A 16,799-nucleotide genomic window follows, 5' to 3' on the forward strand; every position below is an offset into this window, starting at 1 on the left:
GTCACTCGCCCTTGAACACGGCCTTGCGCTTTTCCAGGAAGGCGCGGCCGCCCTCGTGGCTGTCGCGCGTCTGGCGCATCGCGCGCTGGTTGTCGGCCTCGTGCGCCATCGCGGCGACGTAATCGCTCTCATAGGCGGCGCGCAGCTGGCGGCGGATCGCACCATAGGCGCGGGTCGGGCCGGCGGCGAGGCGCTCGGCCAGTGCCAGCGCCTCGCCATCGAGCGCGTCGTCGGCAACGACGCGGTGGATCATGCCCCAGTCGAGCGCCTTCGCCGCAGGCACCTTTTCTCCGAGCATCATCATCTCGATCGCGCGCGCCTTGCCGATCAGGCGCGGCAGCATCCACGATGCGCCGCCGTCGGGGACGAGCCCGATGTTGACGAAGGCTTGCAAGAAATAGGCGGTCTCGCTGGCGAGGCAGAAGTCGGCGGCGAGCGCGAGGCTGCAGCCGATCCCCGCCGCCGGCCCGCGCACTGCGCTGACGACCGGCACGTCGAGGTCGGCGAGCGCGGCCATCGTCGGGTTGTAGCTGCGCGACAGCGCGCGGTGAGTCGTCTCACCCGGATTGTCGCTGCCGAGCGCACCGCCGCCGACGTCGGCGCCCGAGCAGAAGGCGCGGCCGGCGCCGGTGACGAGCACCGCACGCGCGCCATCGAGGTTCGCGATAGCGGCGGCGATCTCCGCGAACATCGCAGGCGGCGCGGCGTTGAGGCGATCGGGACGGTTGAGCGTCAGGACGAGGACGTCGCCGCGGCGGTCGGCTAGGATGTGGTCGTAGTCAGCCATGTCGCAATTCTCCCCGTTCGTCCCGAGCGTCGTCGAGGGACATGCCGCACGCGCACCACCGATGTGTCTCGACGTCGCTCGACACGAACGGGGTGGGAGCGCTCAATGCCCGTCCCCCGGGCTTTCCATCAGCTCGACCAGCATCCCGCCCATGTCGCGCGGATGGAGGAAGATGATCGGCGTGCCATGCGCCCCGATCCGCGGCTCGCCGAGCACGGTCGCCCCCTTCGCCTTCAGCTCGGCGACGGCGGCGTCGATGTCGGGCACCTCGAAACAGACGTGATGCTGGCCGCCCGCCGGATTCTTGCGCAGGAAGCCGGCGATCGGCGAGGCGTCGTCATAGGGCTCGATCAGCTCGATCTGGGTGTTGGGCGCGTCGATGAAGCACACCTTCACGCCCTGCGTCGGCAGGTCGAACGGCTCCCCGATCGCAGTCGCGCCGAGGAGGGAGCGATACGTCTCGATCGACGCGGCGATCGATGGCGTCGCGACGCCGACGTGGTTGAGGCGGCCGAGCGTCATTCCGGTAGCCGAGGCGTTGATCCGCCGGCTTGGCGCGAGCTAAATTCGATGAGCGCTTCGATACGAACCACTCGACGGTCAATATCGATGACGGACAGGTTTATTTGCTTCTGGTCAGCGGCCATTCGTTCGAGTTCTTTTTGTAGTGCTTCGACACGCTCGTGCAGCAGCATGACATTCTTGAGGGCAAGAAACGCCTCCCCGAGCCCACTCAAGATCGGGTACTCAGCTGATCGAGCGTGTTGCGAATGTCGACACTTGTGGCACGAACCGTCTCGATCATTTTATCGAGAGACGCGACCATTGCAGGAATGGCCTGGTTTGCCTGAGCAACCAGCAACGCCAACTCCGCCTCTTGCTCGGGCGTGAGTTGTTCGTCCTCCTCCTCAACCTTACGTCGAACATATTGACCAATGGACATTCGATGCGCTGCCGCGCGAGCGGCAAGTTCAGCTTTTTTTGCCGGCGTCATCAAGATGGTCACGCGTTCCGTCTGCATGGGTGACTCCTTCACATGTCATTATAATGTGCAGGAGGAATACTCACAACGGGATGTTGTCATGTTTCTTCCACGGATTCTCAAGGCTCTTGCCTCGCAGCTTCCGCAGGCCAAGCGCAATCCGGCGGCGGGTGGAGTGGGGTTGAATCACCTCGTCGATGAAGCCCTTGCTCGCCGCGACGAAGGGGTTGGCGAACCGCGCCTCATACTCGGCGGTACGCTCGGCGATCTCCTCCGGCGTGCGGCCGCGGAAGATGATCTCGACCGCGCCCTTGGCGCCCATCACCGCGATCTCGGCGGTGGGCCACGCGTAGTTCAAATCACCGCGCAGGTGCTTCGACGCCATCACGTCATAGGCGCCGCCATAGGCCTTGCGGGTTATGACGGTGATTTTGGGCACAGTCGCCTCGGCATAGGCGAACAATAGCTTGGCGCCGTGCTTGATAATGCCGTTATGCTCCTGCGCCGTGCCGGGCAGGAAGCCGGGGACGTCGACGAAGGTGACGATCGGGATATCGAACGCGTCGCAGAAGCGGACGAAGCGCGCCGCCTTCTTCGACGAGTTGATGTCGAGCACGCCCGCCAGCACCATCGGCTGGTTGGCGACGATGCCGACCGTCCTGCCCTCGATCCGGCCGAAGCCGGTGACGATGTTGGCGGCGTGGCCCGGCTGGGTTTCGAAGAAGTCGCCCTCGTCGACGACCTTCCGGATCAGCTCGTGCATGTCGTAGGGCTGGTTGGCGCTGGCGGGGATCAGCGTGTCTAGGCTGTCCTCGATCCGGTCCCACGCGTCGGCGGTCGGGCGTTCAGGCACGGGTTCGCGGTTCGACAGCGGCAGGAAATCGATGAAGTCGCGTGCGGCGAGCAACGCGTCGATGTCGTTGTCGAAGGCGTTGTCGGCGACGCTGGTCTTGGTGGTGTGGGTGACGGCGCCGCCCAATGCCTCCTGCGTCACCACTTCGTTGGTCACCGTCTTCACCACATCCGGGCCGGTGACGAACATATAGCTTGAATCCTTCACCATGAAGATGAAGTCGGTCATCGCCGGGCTGTAGACGGCGCCGCCCGCGCAGGGACCCATGATGAGGCTGAGCTGCGGCACCACGCCCGAGGCGAGCACGTTACGCTGGAACACCTCGGCATAGCCGCCGAGCGATGCCACGCCCTCCTGGATGCGCGCGCCGCCGCTGTCGTTCAGGCCGATCACCGGCGCGCCGACCTTCATCGCCATGTCCATGACCTTGCAGATCTTCTGCGCATGGCGCTCGGACAGCGAGCCGCCGAAGACGGTGAAGTCCTGGCTGAACACGAAGACGAGGCGACCGTTGATCGTCCCCGATCCGGTGACGACGCCATCGCCGGGAATGATCTGGTCCGCCATCCCGAAGTCGACGCAGTTGTGCTCGACGAACATGTCGATCTCTTCGAAACTGCCCTCGTCGAGCAGCACGTCGAGGCGCTCGCGGGCGGTCAGCTTGCCCTTGGCGTGCTGTGCGTCGATGCGCTTCTGCCCGCCCCCTGCCCGCGCCGCGCTTCGCTTCTTTTCCAGTTCGGCGATCGTCGACGACATGGGGCATCCTCTCGTTGGGCGACGGCCTTCCTGCCCCCGCATGGACCGGAGGGCAAATGTGAAGTTGCGAAATTGCAAATGGGGCGGTTGCGGAATATTGGTTTCCAAATGCCGTTCGGCCTGAGGAGTCGCTGAGCGCAGTCGAAGCGGCGTCTCGAAGGCCCCGTGCTTCGAGACGGGGCTTCGGCTTCGCTCAGCCCCTCCTCAGCACGAACGGTGGGAAGATGGAGAGCGTGAGCGATAGAAACATCAAAACGCGGCTCTACGCCGGGCGCACGCTGCGCGACCTGCGGCTCGCCAGCGGGCTGAACCAGCGGGCGATGGCGGGGCGGCTGGGCTTGTCGGTCAGCTATCTGTCGCAGCTCGAGACCGGCGAGCGCCCCCTTACCCCGGCGGTCAGCGCGGCGCTGGCGCGGCATTATCCGCAGGCGCTGGCGCTGATCGAGGGCGAGGCGCCGGCGCGGCGGCTGGCGGCGCTGGAGGCGGCGCTCGCCGATCCGACGCTGCCGCCGGTCGCGAGCGGCGAGGCGGCGCGGCTGGCGGAGGAGCGGCCCGACCTCGCCGACCATCTGATCGCGCTCCACGCCGGTCGGCGTGCGGCCGAGGAGCGGCTGGCGCTGGCCGAGGAGGCGTTCACCGCCGGCGCCGGCGCGCGGCTGCCGTGGGAGGCGGTGCGCGACTGGTTTCACGAGGCAGGCAACTATGTCGACCGGCTCGATCGGGCCGCCGAGGCGCTGGCAGGCGAGACCGGGGTCGAGGCGGCGCTGGCGGCGATGGGTATCGCGATCGCGCTCGACGACCGCGAGGATGCGCCGCTGGCACGGTTCGAGCACGCGACGCTGACGCTCAACGCCGCCGCGCCGATCGAGACGCGGCGCTTCCTGGCGGCGCACCGGCTCGCCGCGACCGCCTTTGCCGAACCGATCGCCGCGATCGTCGCCGCAGCCGCGCTGCCCGGCGACGAGGCGGGGCGGCTGCTGGCGATCGGGCTCGCCAATTATGCGGCAGGTGCGCTGGTGATGCCCTACGCCGCCTTCCGCAGCGCCGCCCGGGACTTGCGCCACGATATCGACCGGCTGGCGCGGCGGTTCGGGGTCAGTTTCGAGCAGGTGTGCCATCGGCTCTCGACGTTGCAGCGGCCGGGCGCGGAAGGGGTGCCGTTCTACTTCTGCCGGGTCGACATGGCGGGTAACATCACCAAGCGTCATTCGGCGACGCGGCTCCAGTTCGCCCGCTTCGGCGGCGCCTGCCCGCTGTGGCACGTCCATGAGGCGGTCGCGATCCCCGACCGCATCCTCGTCCAGCATGCCGAGACGCCCGATGGCGTCCGCTACGTGTCGATGGCCAAGGGATTGGTGAAGTCGTCGGGGCGGTTCGAGCGGCTCGCCCGTCGCTATGCCGTAGTGCTGGGGTGTGAGGCGATCCATGCCGCCGACTTCGTTTATGCCGATGCGATCGACCGGCGCGGGTTGGCAACGCCGATCGGAATCAGCTGCCGCCTGTGTCCGCGCACCGATTGCGACCAGCGCGCCTTTCCGCCGAGCGACCGGGCGATTTCGGTCGAGCCCAACGTGCGCCGCGTGGTGCCGTATCGGGTGATGTGACGGGAGCCAGCGATGATGCTGATGCGTTGTTGGCGCAGGAGGACTGGACGATGCGCTGGACGGTGATGGCGGCGATGGTGGCGGTGGCGGGATGCGCCGCGACGCCCAAGGAGCAGGCCGCCGCCGCGGCGCGGGCGGCGGTGGCGCAGGAAAGCCTCGACCAGGCGCTGGCCGGGCTGACGCCTGACAAGCCGGTGACGTGCCTGCCCAATTTCCAGAACCGCCAGCTCAAGGCCTATGGCCAGACGCTGGTCTACACGGTGTCGCGCAACCTGAAGTACCGTACCGACACCAGCGGCGGGTGCGAGGGCGTGGCGCGCGGCGATATCCTGGTCACCCGGTCGCCGCAGGGGCGGCTGTGCTCGGGCGACATCGCCCAGACGGTCGACCAGGCGTCGCGCTTCCCCACCGGCAGCTGCGCGATGGGCGACTTCGTGCCGTATCGCGGCCGATGAGCCGGATCGCGCTCGCCGCGCTGCTGCCGCTGGCGCTGACCGCCGCGGCGAAGGACCCGCTCGCCGGCCGCGCCGCCGGCGCGCCGCAGCAGTGCATCGACCCGCGCTCGAACACCAATGCGGTGATCGAGGAAGGCGGCCGCATCCTGTGGCGCGACGGCCCGCGCTGGTGGGTCGCCACGCCGATCGGCCCTTGCCCCTCGCTCAGGCCGATGAACACGCTGGTCATCGAGCGCTGGGGATCGCAGCTGTGCCGCAACGATCGCTTCCGGGTGATTACGCCGGGGCTGACGATCCCCTCGGCGCCGTGCCGGTTCGGGAATTTCGTGCCGTATACGCGGGCGGCAAAGTAGCCGCTGCCCCAACCGTCATGCTGAACTCGTTTCAGCATCTGTTCGACGGTGCGCCCGTCGCCCGAGATCCTGAGACAAGCTCAGGATGACGGGTTTTCCCTCCGGCGGTCGCGTTACAGCACGAACCGGCTGAGGTCGGTGTTCTTGGCGATGCTCGACAGCTGCTGATCGACATAGGCGGCGTCTACCGTCACCGTCCCCTCGCGATCCTCGGCGTCGAAGCTTACCTCCTCGAGCAGCTTTTCCATCACCGTCTGCAGGCGGCGGGCGCCGATATTCTCGACCTCGCCGTTCACCTCGGCGGCGATGCGCGCGATCGCGGCGATGCCGTCGTCGGTGAAGTCGATGTCGACGCCCTCGGTCGCAATCAGCGCCTTGTACTGCGCGGGCAGCGACGCCTTGGTATCCGACAGGATCGAGACGAAGTCGGCCTCGGTCAGCGCCTTCAGCTCGACGCGGATCGGCAGGCGGCCCTGAAGCTCGGGCAGCAGGTCCGACGGCTTGGCGACGTGGAAGGCGCCGCTGGCGATGAAGAGGATATGGTCGGTCTTCATCGGGCCGTACTTGGTAGCGACCGTGGTGCCCTCGATCAGCGGCAGGAGGTCGCGCTGGACGCCCTCGCGGCTGACCGAGCCGCCGCGCACGTCCGACACCGCGATCTTGTCGATCTCGTCGAGGAAGACGATGCCGTTGGCCTCGGCATCGGCAAGCGCGGTGCGGCTCACCTCGTCCTGGTCGAGGCGCTTGTCGGCCTCTTCCTCGACCAGCTTGTCCCAGGCGGCGCGGACCGTGAGCTTGCGGCGCTTGAGCTGCTGGCCGCCGCCGAACGACTTCATCATCTCGCTGAGGTTGATCATCTGCGGCGCGCCGCCGGGCACCTCGAACGGCATCGAGGGCGCCTGCTCCAGCTCGATCTCGATCTCGGTCTGGTCGAGGTGGCCGTCGTGGAAGCGCTGGCGGAAGCTCTCGCGCGTCGCCTGGCTTGAATCCTTGCCGGTCAGCGCGTCGAGCAGGCGCTTCATCGCTGCCTCTTCGGCCTTGTCCTTCACCGCGAGGCGGCGGCGTTCGCGCTCGAGCCGGATCGCTTCCTCGACGAGGTCGCGGGCGATCTGTTCGACGTCGCGGCCGACATAGCCGACCTCGGTGAACTTGGTCGCCTCGACCTTGACGAACGGCGCGTCGGCGAGCTTCGCCAGCCGGCGGCTGATCTCGGTCTTGCCGCAACCGGTCGGCCCGATCATCAGGATGTTCTTGGGCGTCACCTCGTCACGCAGGTCGGGCGACAGCTGCTGGCGGCGCCAGCGGTTGCGCAGCGCGACCGCAACCGCGCGCTTGGCGTCGGTCTGGCCGATAATGTGGGCGTCGAGGGCGGCGACGATAGCCTTGGGGGTGAGGGTGTCGTTCATGGTGTCTCTTGCAAGCCCCTCCCCTGCAAGGGAGGGGTTGGGGTGGGGGCGTTCGGCAGGCGGGGCGCTCGCGGCGAGGCCCCACCCCCACCCCTCCCCTGAAGGGGAGGGGCTTATTCGTCAGGAAGCGCTGTCCATTGTCTCGATCGTCAGCCGGTCGTTGGTGTACACGCAGACCTCCGCCGCGATGGCCATCGCCTTGCGGCAGACGGTCTCGGCGTCCTGCTCATATTCGACCAGCGCGCGGGCGGCGGCGAGGGCGTAATTGCCGCCCGATCCGATCGCCGCGATCCCCGCCTCGGGCTCGAGCACGTCGCCGTTGCCGGTCAGGATCAGCGTCACGTCCTTGTCGGCGACGATCATCATCGCCTCCAGGTTGCGCAGGTACTTGTCGGTGCGCCAGTCCTTCGCCAGCTCGACCGCGGCACGCATCAGCTGGCCGCCGTGCCGCTCCAGCTTGGCCTCCAGCCGCTCGAACAGCGTGAAGGCGTCGGCGGTGGCGCCGGCGAACCCGCCGATGACCTTGCCGTCGGTACCGAGGCGGCGGACCTTGCGGGCGTTGGGCTTCATCACCGTCTGGCCCATCGACACCTGGCCGTCGCCGATGACGACCACCTTGCCGCTGCGCCTGACCGAAAGGATCGTGGTGCCGTGCCAGACCGGCATCTTGTCGTCGCTCATGACTGCGGATGTAGGGGGCGGCGGAGGCGAAACAATGCTTCGATCGAGGAACCTCCCCGGCACGGGGAGGGGGACCATCGCGCAGCGATGGTGGAGGGGCAGCCAAGCAGGACATCGCTTGCGTTTGCCCCTCCACCACCGCCTTTGGCGGCGGTCCCCCTCCCCGTTCCGGGGAGGTTCTATAAAATCACGCCTTCTTCCGCTCCCACGTCCGCGCGACGGTGTAGCCCAGATACCCCGTGCCGAAGAGCGCGTAGAGCGGCTCCGGGATGCCATTGAGATACGCGTTCATGCCCTTGGCGATCGCCTCCGCGAGGCTGGGGCGCATCGCGGCGATCAGACCCATGGGAATGCTCCACAGCAACAGCGTGTACATCACGTAGAGGAAGCTCGGCCGGGCGCGGCTGGTCCAGGGATCGGGCGATTGCGCCTCGGCGAGGACGGCGGCCATCTGCGCCTTCACTCGCTCCAGTTCCTGGTTCGACTCCAGCTTGAGCAGTTCGAGCTTCGCCGCGTCGCGCGCGCGCGGATCGGGAATGAGCTTGTCGATGAGGCCGGCGATCGGGCCGGCGATGCTGTCGAGAATCATGGGGTTTCCTTCGCGAATGTTGAGACTCTTCACACTCGATCGACTAACCGATACGGTTCGCCAGCCAGCCATAGAGGAACGCCTCGTTGGCGGGCCGGCTTTCTGCGAGGTGGACGTAGCGCTCGCCCTGGAGCGCCTCGATCGCCTTGAGCAGCACATGCTCGCCGGTGGCGCCGCGACGGGCGAGATAGCCGTCGAGCGCGGCGAGCGTCGCCGGGCCGATGCGGCCGTCGAGGGCGACGTCGGGATAGTCGCTGGCACCCCGGTTGAGCGCGTTGAGCGCGCGCTGGAGGAAGCCGGTCGCGACGCGCGGCCCCATGTTGACGCCGGTGTCGAACAGCTCTGCGGCGATCAGGGGCGCGCGGCTTGCCACCTGATCGAAGCGAGGCCGCTGCCAATAGAGCTTGCGATAGATGGCGGCGGCGCGCTCCGCCGGGAAGCTGCGCATCGGGCCGGCATAGCCATGTGCCCGCGCAACGCGTTCGGTGATGCCCCAGCGTGTCGGCCCGCCACGATCGGCGGGATGATCGGTGAAGCCGCCCTCCTTCTCGATCACTGCGTCGATGAGCGAATCGATGTTCATGTCCATGCTCCGTGCCAAAAGCCACGATGAACCAGATCGGTTCGTTGTAGGACAGAGAAATCTGCACGCGCGACGGCGACCCGCGGAGCGGGTGGGATGCATGGCGATGGAAGAAATTGGTCGGGGCGACAGGATTCGAACCTGCGACCCCCACACCCCCAGTGTGATGCGCTACCAGGCTGCGCTACGCCCCGACCGAGGCGGCGGCGTTTAGGCGGGTGGCGCGCGGGATGCAAGGGAATGGTTTCGCGCCACCCAGCTTCGTCACCCTGAACTCGTTTCAGGGTCTCTCCGTGGAGAGAACCGGACCTGCCACGAGGGAGATGCCGAAACAAGTTCGGCATGACGGTTTGTAGAGGCTCGCTAACATCACTGTTAGGGAAAGTTGCCTCCCGCCGTCACCGGTGCTAGCGCCCGGCGCTTGCGAGCGGGGGCGTGTCGTCCCTGCCGATCAGTCATGCAACGGACACCGATGCTCATCTCTCCCGCATATGCCCAGGCCGCCGATGGCGCCGCGTCCGCCGGTGGCGGTCTTGCCTCGCTCGTCGGCATCGCGCCGCTCTTCCTGGTCTTCATCCTCTTCTACTTCCTCATGATCCGCCCGCAGCAGACGCGGATGAAGGCGCTGCAGCGCGCGGTCGACGCGGTGAAGAAGAACGACACCGTCGTCACCGCCGGCGGCATCGTCGGCAAGGTGACCCGCGTCGAGGATCGCCACGTCGAGGTCGAGATTGCCCAGGGCACCCGCGTCCGTGTGGTCAAGGCGACGCTGGCCGAAGTGGTGAACCCGACCGCAAATCCGGCGAACGACTGATGCTGGATTTCCCGCGCTGGAAGGTGTGGTCGATCAGCCTGCTGCTGGCGGTGCTGTGCGCGCTCGCCATCCCCAGCCTGCTGCCCGAGCGGATCGCCAATTCCCTGCCGTTCCACCCGCAGGTCAATCTTGGCCTCGACCTTGCCGGCGGCAGCTATCTGTTGCTTGAGGCGGATACCGACGGGCTGAAGGAAAGCCGCATCGAATCGATGCGTGACCTGATCCAGGGCGTCATGCGCAACGGCACGCCGCGGATCCAGATCGGCGACATTTCGACCCGCGACGGCAACGTCACCTTCCTGCTGCGTGATCCGACCCAGGTCGATGCCGCGCGCGAGCGGCTGCTGTCGATCACCGGCGGCGGCGCGGGCATGACCGGGCAGCGCGAGTGGGACATCCGCGTCGTCGACACCAGCCGCTTCGTGCTGACCCCGACCGAGGCCGGGCTGAAGCAGGCGATCGCGACCGCGATGAACGACGCGACCGAGGTCGTTCGCCGCCGCATCGACGCGCTCGGCACGCGCGAACCGACGGTGCTTCGCCAAGGCGACAACCGCATCGTCGTCCAGGTCCCCGGCCTACAGAATCCGCAGCAGCTGAAGGACCTGCTCGGCAAAACCGCGAAGCTGGAGTTCAAGCTGGTCGACCAGACCGCGAACCCGGCCGACGTCGCCAAGGGCATCGCCCCGATCGGCAGCCAGGTGCTGCCCTATCCCGGCAACCCGCAGGGCATTCCCTTCATCGCGGTGAAGCGATCGGCGATCATCACCGGCGACATGGTCGCCGACGCGCGCCAGAACTTCGACCAGACGACGAACGCGCCCAACGTCATCATCAACTTCAACGGCGTCGGCGGCAGCCGCTTCGCGCGGGTGACGCAGCAGAACGTCAACAAGCCGTTCGCGATCATCGTCGACAACAGCGTGATCTCGGCGCCCAACATCAACGAGCCGATCTTGGGCGGCACCGCGTCGATCAGCGGCAGCTTCACCGTCGAAAGCGCCAACCAGCTGGCGATCGCGCTGCGGTCGGGCAAGCTGGCGGTGGACCTGAAGGTGATCGAGGAGTCGACCGTCGGGCCTGAACTCGGCATCGATTCGATCCGCAAGGGCATCACCGCCAGCATCGTCGCGGTGCTGCTGGTCGTCGTGTTCATGTTCGTGACCTATGGCCGGTTCGGGCTTTATGCGAACCTCGCCGTCGTCATCAACGTGTTCATCATCGTCGGCGTGCTGGCGCTGATCAAGGGTACGCTGACGCTGCCCGGCATCGCCGGCTTCGTGCTGACGATCGGCACGGCGGTGGACGCCAACGTGCTGATCAACGAGCGTATTCGCGAAGAGCGGCGGCGCGGCAAGAGCGTGATCCAGTCGGTCGAACTCGGCTACAAGGAAGCGAGCCGGACGATATTCGAGGCGAACATGACGCACGCCATCTCGGGCATCATCATGTTCGTGCTGGGATCGGGCCCGGTGCGCGGCTTCGCCGTCGTGCTGCTGATCGGCATCTGCACCTCGGTGTTCACCGCCGTCACCTTCACGCGGATGCTGGTGGTGCTGTGGATGCGCCGCACCAAGCCCAAGACGATCAATATTTGAGGCGGGCCGACCCATGAAACTCCTGAAGCTCGTCCCCGACAACACCAACATCGACTTCGTCGCCTTGCGCAAATGGGCGTTCGGGCTGACGCTGGCGCTGTCGATCCTGGCGGTCGCGGTCACGATGATTCGCGGCCTCAACTTCGGCGTCGACTTCGAAGGCGGTCTGATGATCGAGGAGAAGTTCCAGACGCCGCCCGAAACCGATCGCGTGCGCAGCGTCGTCGACAGCCTGGGCGTCGGCGAGGCGTCGCTGCAGTCGGGCGGCGATGCGAAGACGCTGACGATCCGCCTGCCGGTGCAGCAGGGCGCCGACGACGGCGCGACCAACGCCGTCGTGCGCAAGGTCGAGGCCGCGCTGGCGAAGGAATTCCCGGGCGCGACGTTCAACCGCTACTCGACGATCTCGGGCAAGGTGTCGGACGAGCTGAAGCGCAACGGCATCCTCGCCGTGGTGCTCGCGGTGCTCGGCATCGGCGCGTTCGCGGTGGTTCGCTTCGAATGGCAGTTCGGCGTGTCGACCGTCGTCGCGATCGTCCACGACTTGTTGATGACGATCGGCTTCTTCGCGATCACCCGCTTCGACTTTGACCTGAACATCGTCGCCGCGGTGCTGACGATCATCGGCTATTCGATCAACGACAAGATCGTCATCGACGATCGGATCCGCGAGAACATGCGCCGCTATCGCAAGATGGACATGCGCGACATCATCAACCTGTCGGTCAACGAGACGCTGCCGCGCACGGTGATGACGTCGGTGACGATCCTGCTCGCGCTCGTCGCGATGCTGGCGCTGGGCGGCCATGTGCTGCGCGGCTTCACCGCGGCGATGATCCTGGGCATCGTCGTCGGCACCTATTCGTCGATCTACGTGTCGTCGTCGCTGCTCATCACGCTGGGTCTGCGCGCCGAGCCGAAGGAGCCGCGCGGCAGCATCGTCGACCGCGCCGAGCGCGTGGGGCCGCGCCATTCCTGACCTGCGCATGGAGCGGGAGCGCCCCGCTGGCGGCCCGATCGTCCTCGGCTTCACCGCCGGCGGCTTCCGCGTCGGCGAGACGGCCTATCCGGCGCTGCTGATGACCATCGAGGAAGCGATGGCCTGGACGCCGCCGGCGCTCGACGCGCTGACGATCGACGACCTGGCGCCGATCCTGACGCCCGTGCCCGAATTCGTGCTGATCGGCACCGGCGCGACGCTGGCGCGGCCGCCCGCCGCGCTGGTCAAGGCGCTCGACGACCGCGGCATCGGCATCGAGGCGATGGACAGCCGCGCCGCGGCCCGCGCCTGGGGCGTGCTGCGCAGCGAAGGCCGCGGCATCGCAGCGGCGCTGCTGCCGTTGTAATCAAGGCGCTCAGGCCGAGGGCTGGCACTACCTCACCGGCCACGCAAAAGCCGCCGGCTTCGCAACCGGCAGCTTCGCTGCGGTCCAGCAAGAGCGTCAGGCCGCAGCGGCGGCCGACGACCTACGACGGTAGCGGGCAGCGGCGCCGATCATGCCGAAGCCGACCAGCATCATCGCCCAGGTGGCAGGCTCGGGCACCGGATCGATCACCCGCGACGCGGCGCGGGACACGGTGATGGGGAAATACGCCTGCTCTCTCATACCCTCCATAGCGATCATAGCATTCGTCGCGACCGGTTTGGTGAAACCAACTTGGGCAGGATTAAAATAGGCAAGATAGAAGTCGTCCGTACCGGTGGTTGTTGAGCTAACCCCGTTCGGCTTCCCGCCAATTAGCACTCGCTCGCCGACCTGCTCCAGTCCGGTATTCATTAGATTAAACGACATTCCCTTATATGTCGTGGAAAACGCTGAAAGGGTATAGTTTCCTAAACGGCCTTCCAACTTGAAACTGCCTTTGAACAGCGACGAGTCTTCCATTACCCCATTAAATACATCGGCAGCGCTGGCTGCCGATGCTGGCGCCGAACACATGACTGCGACCGAAATAGCGATTAAGGTCGAAAATTTCATTTTTGCCCCTCTACGTTTATTCAACGCCAACCAAACGTCGCTGTCGGGCGGGATGCAGCAACTGAAAACCTCGATCGCGGACTTGGTGATCGGAATTGGACAACGTCCCTTTTTGAGACACCGCCATTAGGAGCTTTGCTCACGAGGGGCGACCGAAGCGCGTCCGAGAGCGTACTTGACGCACCATCCCCTCGAATTGCCGCCTCATCGTGGGTCGAGCATCAGCCATGGCTCGAGGCACAGCCGCCCGCTACCCCAGATGCAGCGCCACGCTCACCAGCAGCAGCATGGCAACGATCGCGGCGAGCTGGACGGTGCGCCAGTCCACAGGCGTGATGCGGTCGAGGTCGGCTCGCTTGGTGCGGCGGCGGTCGGCGAGGGCGGCGAGGATCGCGATCAGCGTCGCACCGCCGGCCGCCCACCACAGCGTGGGCATCAGCCCAGCTTTTCGACCTTGTCGTGAAGGCGGGCGAGTTCGGCCTTCAGCGCGGCAATCTCGGCATCCTTGCCGGTCGCCGTGGCGGCGTCCGTCGAGGGTTCGGGCGCAGGCGTCGCCGGCGTGCCGACCGCACCCGGCTTGAACGCCGATGCCGCGGCCTCGAGCATCGCCATGTTGCGCTTCGCCATCTCGGCGAAGGGCGAATGGGCGAAGGCGCCTTCGACCGCGGTGCGGAACTGTTCCTGGTTGCGGCGGAAGCTTTCCATCGACGCTTCGAGATAGCCCGGCACCATCGCCTGCATCGAATCGCCGTACATCGAGATCAGCTGGCGCAGGAAGTTGACCGGCAGCATTGGCTTTTCGCCGCGGCCTTCCTCTTCCATGATGATCTGGGTGAGCACGTTGTGGGTGATATCCTCCTCGGTCTTGGCATCAACGACCTTGAAGTCGCGGCCGTCGCGCGTCATCGCGGCGAGATGGTCGAGCGTGATGTAGGACGACGTCTCGGTATTGTAGAGCCGCCGATTGGCGTATTTCTTGATGATGACCGTCCCGTCGATCGCGCGATGCTTCTTCATCCGGGGCCCCTCTTATGATTGAGGGCCAGCCTACGACGAACGATACCGCACCGCAACACGCGCCGCGCCCGCTCCCGCTGTTCCTGGCGATGCTGCGCAGCGAGACCGCAGCATCGCCCGAGCGACAGGCGGCGGCGATGGCGGGGCTGGCGGCGTATCAGGCGGCGGTGCGGGAGGCCCCGCCCCCGGCGCTGGACGAGCGCGCCCGCGTCGGGCGGGCGTCGCTGCGCGGTGCGGGGGGCAGCGGCCGGCCGGTGGTGCTGGTGCCGTCGCTGATCAATCCGCCCGCGATCCTCGACATCGATGCCGAGCGATCGCTGGTCCGGCGGCTGGCGGCGGCTGGCTGCGACGCGATGCTGGTCGACTGGGGCGAGCCCGACGTGGGCGATCGCGACCAGGATATCGACGCGCATGTCGCCGACCTGCTGGTGCCATTGCTGCGCCGCCTCGCCGAGCCGCCCGTGCTGGTCGGCTATTGCCTGGGCGGGACGATGGCGGTGGCAGCGGCGGCGCTGACGCCCGTCGCTGGCGTCGCGACGCTGGCGGCGCCGTGGCGTTTCGCCGGCTATGGCGAGGCGCGCGGACCGATCGCGGCGATGTGGCGCGATGCCGGGCCGACCTGCGCGGCGCTGGGGCTGGTGCCGATGGAGGTGCTGCAGGCGGGGTTCTGGCGGCTCGATCCGGCGCGGACGATCGGTAAGTACGAGGCGTTTTCGCGCATGGCGCCGGACAGCGCGGCGGCGCGGGCGTTCGTACGGCTGGAGGATTGGGCCAACGCTGGCGCGCCGCTGACCTATGCCGCGGGACGGCAGCTGTTCGAGGATTTCATCGACGCGGATCGACCGGGGCAAGGGCAATGGTCGATCGGCGGGGTGGCGATCGATCCGGCGCGACTGGACGTGCCCGCCATCGAGTTCGTGTCGCGCACCGACCGGATCGTCCCCGCCGCCACCGCCGCGGGGGTCGGCGAGCGGCGCGATCTGGCGCTGGGCCATGTCGGGATGATCGTCGGCGGGCGTGCGCGCGAGGCGCTGTGGCAGCCGCTGGAAGAATGGATCGCCCGGCTCCCTAGCAGCCACGCCGGCAAGGATTTGCTTGGGCGTCGCGATCCTCTAGATGCGGCGCAGCACAGGAGACCTTTGACATGACCGACGTCGTCATCACCGCAGCCAAGCGCACCCCCGTGGGCAGCTTCCTGGGTGCCTTCGCCGCCACGCCGGCGCACGAACTGGGCCGGGTCGCGATCACCGCCGCGCTGGAGCAGGCGGGCGTCAAAGGCGAGGACGTGTCGGAAGTGATCCTGGGCCAGGTGCTGACCGCCGGCCAGGGCCAGAACCCGGCGCGCCAGGCGTCGATGGCGGCGGGCATCCCCAAGGAGGTGCCGGCCTGGGGCGTCAACCAGGTCTGCGGCAGCGGCCTGCGCGCCGTGGCGCTGGCGGCGCAGGCGATCCAGACCGGCGACGCGTCGATCGTGGTCGCGGGCGGGCAGGAGTCGATGTCGCTCAGCCCGCATGCGCAGACTATGCGCGGCGGCACCAAGATGGGCGACGTCAGCCTGGTCGACACGATGATCAAGGACGGGCTGACCGACGTCTTCAACGGCTATCACATGGGTATCACCGCCGAGAACCTGGCCGAGCAGTATCAGATCGCGCGCGGTGCGCAGGACGAGTTCGCGGTCGCGAGCCAGAACAAAGCGGAGGCGGCGCGGGGTGCGGGTCGCTTCAAGGATGAGATCGCGCCGGTGACGATCAAGGGCCGCAAGGGCGATACCGTTGTCGCCGACGACGAATATATCCGTGCCGGGGCGACGGTCGAGGGCGTGTCGGGCGTGCGGCCGGCGTTCAAGAAGGACGGCACCGTGACCGCCGCCAACGCGAGCGGCCTCAACGACGGCGCTGCGGCGCTGGTGCTGATGAGCCGCGAGGAAGCCGAGAAGCGCGGCGCCCCGATCCTGGGCACGATCAGGAGCTGGGCGTCGGCGGGCGTCGATCCGTCGGTGATGGGCATCGGCCCGGTGCCGGCGTCGAAGAAGGCGCTGGAGAAGGCGGGCTGGAGCGTCGACGACCTCGACCTGATCGAGGCGAACGAGGCGTTCGCGGCGCAGGCGCTGTCGGTCTGTCAGGAGCTGGGGCTCGACCCCGCCAAGACCAACGTCAACGGCGGCGCGATCGCGATCGGCCATCCGATCGGCGCGAGCGGCGCGCGCGTGCTGACGACGCTGATCTACGAGATGCAGAAGCGCGACGCGAAGAAGGGCCTGGCGACGTTGTGCATCGGCGGCGGCATGGGCATCGCGATGTGCGTCGAGCGGTGAACTGATCGCGAAGGACTAGTGGGCG

General features: G+C 67.3%; 20 protein-coding genes, 1 tRNA gene and 1 pseudogene. 9 read left to right on the forward strand and 13 right to left on the reverse strand.

The genetic code is table 11. The features are described 5' to 3' along the window. Nucleotide 1 precedes the first annotated feature (1 nt). The 5 genes from GGQ80_RS08280 to GGQ80_RS08300 form a co-directional block, all read right to left on the reverse strand. Nucleotides 2-787, reverse strand: coding sequence for an enoyl-CoA hydratase-related protein (locus GGQ80_RS08280; RefSeq protein WP_183983646.1), 786 nt, complete (start codon nucleotides 785-787; stop codon nucleotides 2-4). Between the two features lie 102 nt (nucleotides 788-889). Next, on the reverse strand, nucleotides 890-1,309 hold the full coding sequence (mce, locus tag GGQ80_RS08285) for a methylmalonyl-CoA epimerase (RefSeq protein WP_183983648.1): 420 nt from the start codon (nucleotides 1,307-1,309) through the stop codon (nucleotides 890-892). After that, nucleotides 1,306-1,482 carry a hypothetical protein gene (locus GGQ80_RS08290; RefSeq protein ID WP_183983650.1) on the reverse strand — a complete coding sequence of 59 codons (177 nt, stop codon included), beginning with the start codon at nucleotides 1,480-1,482 and terminating at the stop codon, nucleotides 1,306-1,308. Before GGQ80_RS08290 ends, mce begins: the two co-directional genes overlap by 4 nt. Before the next feature lie 38 nt (nucleotides 1,483-1,520). Continuing rightward, complete coding sequence (locus GGQ80_RS08295) at nucleotides 1,521-1,808, reverse strand: hypothetical protein (protein WP_183983652.1); 288 nt, start codon at nucleotides 1,806-1,808, stop codon at nucleotides 1,521-1,523. Between the two features lie 43 nt (nucleotides 1,809-1,851). Next, on the reverse strand, nucleotides 1,852-3,378 hold the full coding sequence (locus GGQ80_RS08300; RefSeq protein ID WP_183983654.1) for an acyl-CoA carboxylase subunit beta: 1,527 nt from the start codon (nucleotides 3,376-3,378) through the stop codon (nucleotides 1,852-1,854). A 224-nt stretch (nucleotides 3,379-3,602) separates the two neighbouring features. Between GGQ80_RS08300 and GGQ80_RS08305 the strand changes: the two genes are divergently transcribed. The 3 genes from GGQ80_RS08305 to GGQ80_RS08315 are packed head-to-tail and all read left to right on the forward strand — an operon-like array spanning nucleotide 3,603 to nucleotide 5,790. Beyond that, a complete protein-coding gene (locus GGQ80_RS08305) occupies nucleotides 3,603-4,982 on the forward strand; it encodes a helix-turn-helix domain-containing protein (protein ID WP_183983656.1) in 1,380 nt (459 codons plus the stop codon). Nucleotides 4,983-5,008: 26 nt separating this feature from the next. Continuing rightward, a complete protein-coding gene (locus GGQ80_RS08310) occupies nucleotides 5,009-5,437 on the forward strand; it encodes a hypothetical protein (RefSeq protein ID WP_246346961.1) in 429 nt (142 codons plus the stop codon). Continuing rightward, a complete protein-coding gene (locus GGQ80_RS08315; protein WP_183983658.1) occupies nucleotides 5,434-5,790 on the forward strand; it encodes a hypothetical protein in 357 nt (118 codons plus the stop codon). The genes GGQ80_RS08310 and GGQ80_RS08315 overlap by 4 nt, the downstream gene beginning before the upstream one ends. Before the next feature lie 113 nt (nucleotides 5,791-5,903). On the opposite strand, the gene hslU is transcribed toward GGQ80_RS08315, so the two are convergent. The 5 genes from hslU to GGQ80_RS08340 all read right to left on the reverse strand — a co-directional run bounded on the left by hslU (nucleotide 5,904) and on the right by GGQ80_RS08340 (nucleotide 9,243). Continuing rightward, nucleotides 5,904-7,196, reverse strand: a complete 1,293-nt coding sequence (gene hslU, locus GGQ80_RS08320; protein WP_183983660.1) for an ATP-dependent protease ATPase subunit HslU — start codon at nucleotides 7,194-7,196, stop codon at nucleotides 5,904-5,906. A gap of 120 nt (nucleotides 7,197-7,316) precedes the next feature. Continuing rightward, on the reverse strand, nucleotides 7,317-7,877 hold the full coding sequence (hslV, locus tag GGQ80_RS08325; RefSeq protein WP_183983663.1) for an ATP-dependent protease subunit HslV: 561 nt from the start codon (nucleotides 7,875-7,877) through the stop codon (nucleotides 7,317-7,319). A gap of 187 nt (nucleotides 7,878-8,064) precedes the next feature. Beyond that, nucleotides 8,065-8,466: a holin family protein gene (locus GGQ80_RS08330; protein WP_183983665.1), complete on the reverse strand. Its 402-nt coding sequence runs from the start codon at nucleotides 8,464-8,466 to the stop codon at nucleotides 8,065-8,067. Nucleotides 8,467-8,509: 43 nt separating this feature from the next. Further along, nucleotides 8,510-9,049, reverse strand: coding sequence for a glycoside hydrolase family 108 protein (locus GGQ80_RS08335; protein ID WP_183983667.1), 540 nt, complete (start codon nucleotides 9,047-9,049; stop codon nucleotides 8,510-8,512). A gap of 117 nt (nucleotides 9,050-9,166) precedes the next feature. Further along, nucleotides 9,167-9,243, reverse strand: a tRNA-Pro gene (locus GGQ80_RS08340). Between the two features lie 278 nt (nucleotides 9,244-9,521). Between GGQ80_RS08340 and yajC the strand changes: the two genes are divergently transcribed. The 4 genes from yajC to GGQ80_RS08360 are packed head-to-tail and all read left to right on the forward strand — an operon-like array spanning nucleotide 9,522 to nucleotide 12,807. Then, nucleotides 9,522-9,863: a preprotein translocase subunit YajC gene (gene yajC / locus GGQ80_RS08345; RefSeq protein ID WP_183983670.1), complete on the forward strand. Its 342-nt coding sequence runs from the start codon at nucleotides 9,522-9,524 to the stop codon at nucleotides 9,861-9,863. After that, nucleotides 9,863-11,461, forward strand: coding sequence for a protein translocase subunit SecD (gene secD / locus GGQ80_RS08350; RefSeq protein ID WP_183983672.1), 1,599 nt, complete (start codon nucleotides 9,863-9,865; stop codon nucleotides 11,459-11,461). Before yajC ends, secD begins: the two co-directional genes overlap by 1 nt. Before the next feature lie 13 nt (nucleotides 11,462-11,474). Beyond that, a complete protein-coding gene (gene secF / locus GGQ80_RS08355; protein WP_183983674.1) occupies nucleotides 11,475-12,440 on the forward strand; it encodes a protein translocase subunit SecF in 966 nt (321 codons plus the stop codon). A 7-nt stretch (nucleotides 12,441-12,447) separates the two neighbouring features. Next, the gene (locus tag GGQ80_RS08360; protein ID WP_183983676.1) at nucleotides 12,448-12,807 is read left to right on the forward strand and encodes an Mth938-like domain-containing protein; all 360 of its coding nucleotides are present in this window, start codon (nucleotides 12,448-12,450) and stop codon (nucleotides 12,805-12,807) included. A 96-nt stretch (nucleotides 12,808-12,903) separates the two neighbouring features. On the opposite strand, the pseudogene GGQ80_RS18810 reads toward GGQ80_RS08360, so the two are convergent. The 3 genes and pseudogenes from GGQ80_RS18810 to phaR form a co-directional block, all read right to left on the reverse strand. Further along, nucleotides 12,904-13,017, reverse strand: a pseudogene (locus GGQ80_RS18810) (PEPxxWA-CTERM sorting domain-containing protein); the annotation flags it as partial. Nucleotides 13,018-13,690: 673 nt separating this feature from the next. Further along, nucleotides 13,691-13,876: a hypothetical protein gene (locus GGQ80_RS08370; RefSeq protein ID WP_183983680.1), complete on the reverse strand. Its 186-nt coding sequence runs from the start codon at nucleotides 13,874-13,876 to the stop codon at nucleotides 13,691-13,693. Next, nucleotides 13,876-14,457, reverse strand: coding sequence for a polyhydroxyalkanoate synthesis repressor PhaR (gene phaR / locus GGQ80_RS08375; RefSeq protein WP_183983682.1), 582 nt, complete (start codon nucleotides 14,455-14,457; stop codon nucleotides 13,876-13,878). Before phaR ends, GGQ80_RS08370 begins: the two co-directional genes overlap by 1 nt. Nucleotides 14,458-14,471: 14 nt before the next feature. Between phaR and GGQ80_RS08380 the strand changes: the two genes are divergently transcribed. Beyond that, on the forward strand, nucleotides 14,472-15,605 hold the full coding sequence (locus GGQ80_RS08380) for an alpha/beta hydrolase (RefSeq protein ID WP_246346962.1): 1,134 nt from the start codon (nucleotides 14,472-14,474) through the stop codon (nucleotides 15,603-15,605). Continuing rightward, entirely contained in the window at nucleotides 15,602-16,774 is a 1,173-nt protein-coding gene (locus tag GGQ80_RS08385; protein WP_183983684.1) for an acetyl-CoA C-acetyltransferase, read from the forward strand. Before GGQ80_RS08380 ends, GGQ80_RS08385 begins: the two co-directional genes overlap by 4 nt. Nucleotides 16,775-16,799 lie beyond the last annotated feature (25 nt).

Origin of the sequence: Sphingomonas jinjuensis (assembly GCF_014197105.1) — a bacterium.
Classification (GTDB): Bacteria; Pseudomonadota; Alphaproteobacteria; order Sphingomonadales; family Sphingomonadaceae; genus Sphingomonas; species Sphingomonas jinjuensis.

Excerpts from the sequence above, each read along its gene's own strand:
- GGQ80_RS08280 (WP_183983646.1), bottom strand. The coding sequence starts at position 787 with ATGGCTGACTACGACCACATCCTAGCCGACCGCCGCGGCGACGTCCTC.
- mce (WP_183983648.1), bottom strand. The coding sequence starts at position 1,309 with ATGACGCTCGGCCGCCTCAACCACGTCGGCGTCGCGACGCCATCGATC.
- GGQ80_RS08290 (WP_183983650.1), bottom strand. The coding sequence starts at position 1,482 with ATGCTGCTGCACGAGCGTGTCGAAGCACTACAAAAAGAACTCGAACGA.
- GGQ80_RS08295 (WP_183983652.1), bottom strand. The coding sequence starts at position 1,808 with ATGCAGACGGAACGCGTGACCATCTTGATGACGCCGGCAAAAAAAGCT.
- GGQ80_RS08300 (WP_183983654.1), bottom strand. The coding sequence starts at position 3,378 with ATGTCGTCGACGATCGCCGAACTGGAAAAGAAGCGAAGCGCGGCGCGG.
- GGQ80_RS08305 (WP_183983656.1), top strand. The coding sequence starts at position 3,603 with ATGGAGAGCGTGAGCGATAGAAACATCAAAACGCGGCTCTACGCCGGG.
- GGQ80_RS08315 (WP_183983658.1), top strand. The coding sequence starts at position 5,434 with ATGAGCCGGATCGCGCTCGCCGCGCTGCTGCCGCTGGCGCTGACCGCC.
- hslU (WP_183983660.1), bottom strand. The coding sequence starts at position 7,196 with ATGAACGACACCCTCACCCCCAAGGCTATCGTCGCCGCCCTCGACGCC.
- hslV (WP_183983663.1), bottom strand. The coding sequence starts at position 7,877 with ATGAGCGACGACAAGATGCCGGTCTGGCACGGCACCACGATCCTTTCG.
- GGQ80_RS08330 (WP_183983665.1), bottom strand. The coding sequence starts at position 8,466 with ATGATTCTCGACAGCATCGCCGGCCCGATCGCCGGCCTCATCGACAAG.
- GGQ80_RS08335 (WP_183983667.1), bottom strand. The coding sequence starts at position 9,049 with ATGAACATCGATTCGCTCATCGACGCAGTGATCGAGAAGGAGGGCGGC.
- yajC (WP_183983670.1), top strand. The coding sequence starts at position 9,522 with ATGCTCATCTCTCCCGCATATGCCCAGGCCGCCGATGGCGCCGCGTCC.
- secD (WP_183983672.1), top strand. The coding sequence starts at position 9,863 with ATGCTGGATTTCCCGCGCTGGAAGGTGTGGTCGATCAGCCTGCTGCTG.
- secF (WP_183983674.1), top strand. The coding sequence starts at position 11,475 with ATGAAACTCCTGAAGCTCGTCCCCGACAACACCAACATCGACTTCGTC.
- GGQ80_RS08360 (WP_183983676.1), top strand. The coding sequence starts at position 12,448 with ATGGAGCGGGAGCGCCCCGCTGGCGGCCCGATCGTCCTCGGCTTCACC.
- GGQ80_RS08370 (WP_183983680.1), bottom strand. The coding sequence starts at position 13,876 with ATGCCCACGCTGTGGTGGGCGGCCGGCGGTGCGACGCTGATCGCGATC.
- phaR (WP_183983682.1), bottom strand. The coding sequence starts at position 14,457 with ATGAAGAAGCATCGCGCGATCGACGGGACGGTCATCATCAAGAAATAC.
- GGQ80_RS08380 (WP_246346962.1), top strand. The coding sequence starts at position 14,472 with ATGATTGAGGGCCAGCCTACGACGAACGATACCGCACCGCAACACGCG.
- GGQ80_RS08385 (WP_183983684.1), top strand. The coding sequence starts at position 15,602 with ATGACCGACGTCGTCATCACCGCAGCCAAGCGCACCCCCGTGGGCAGC.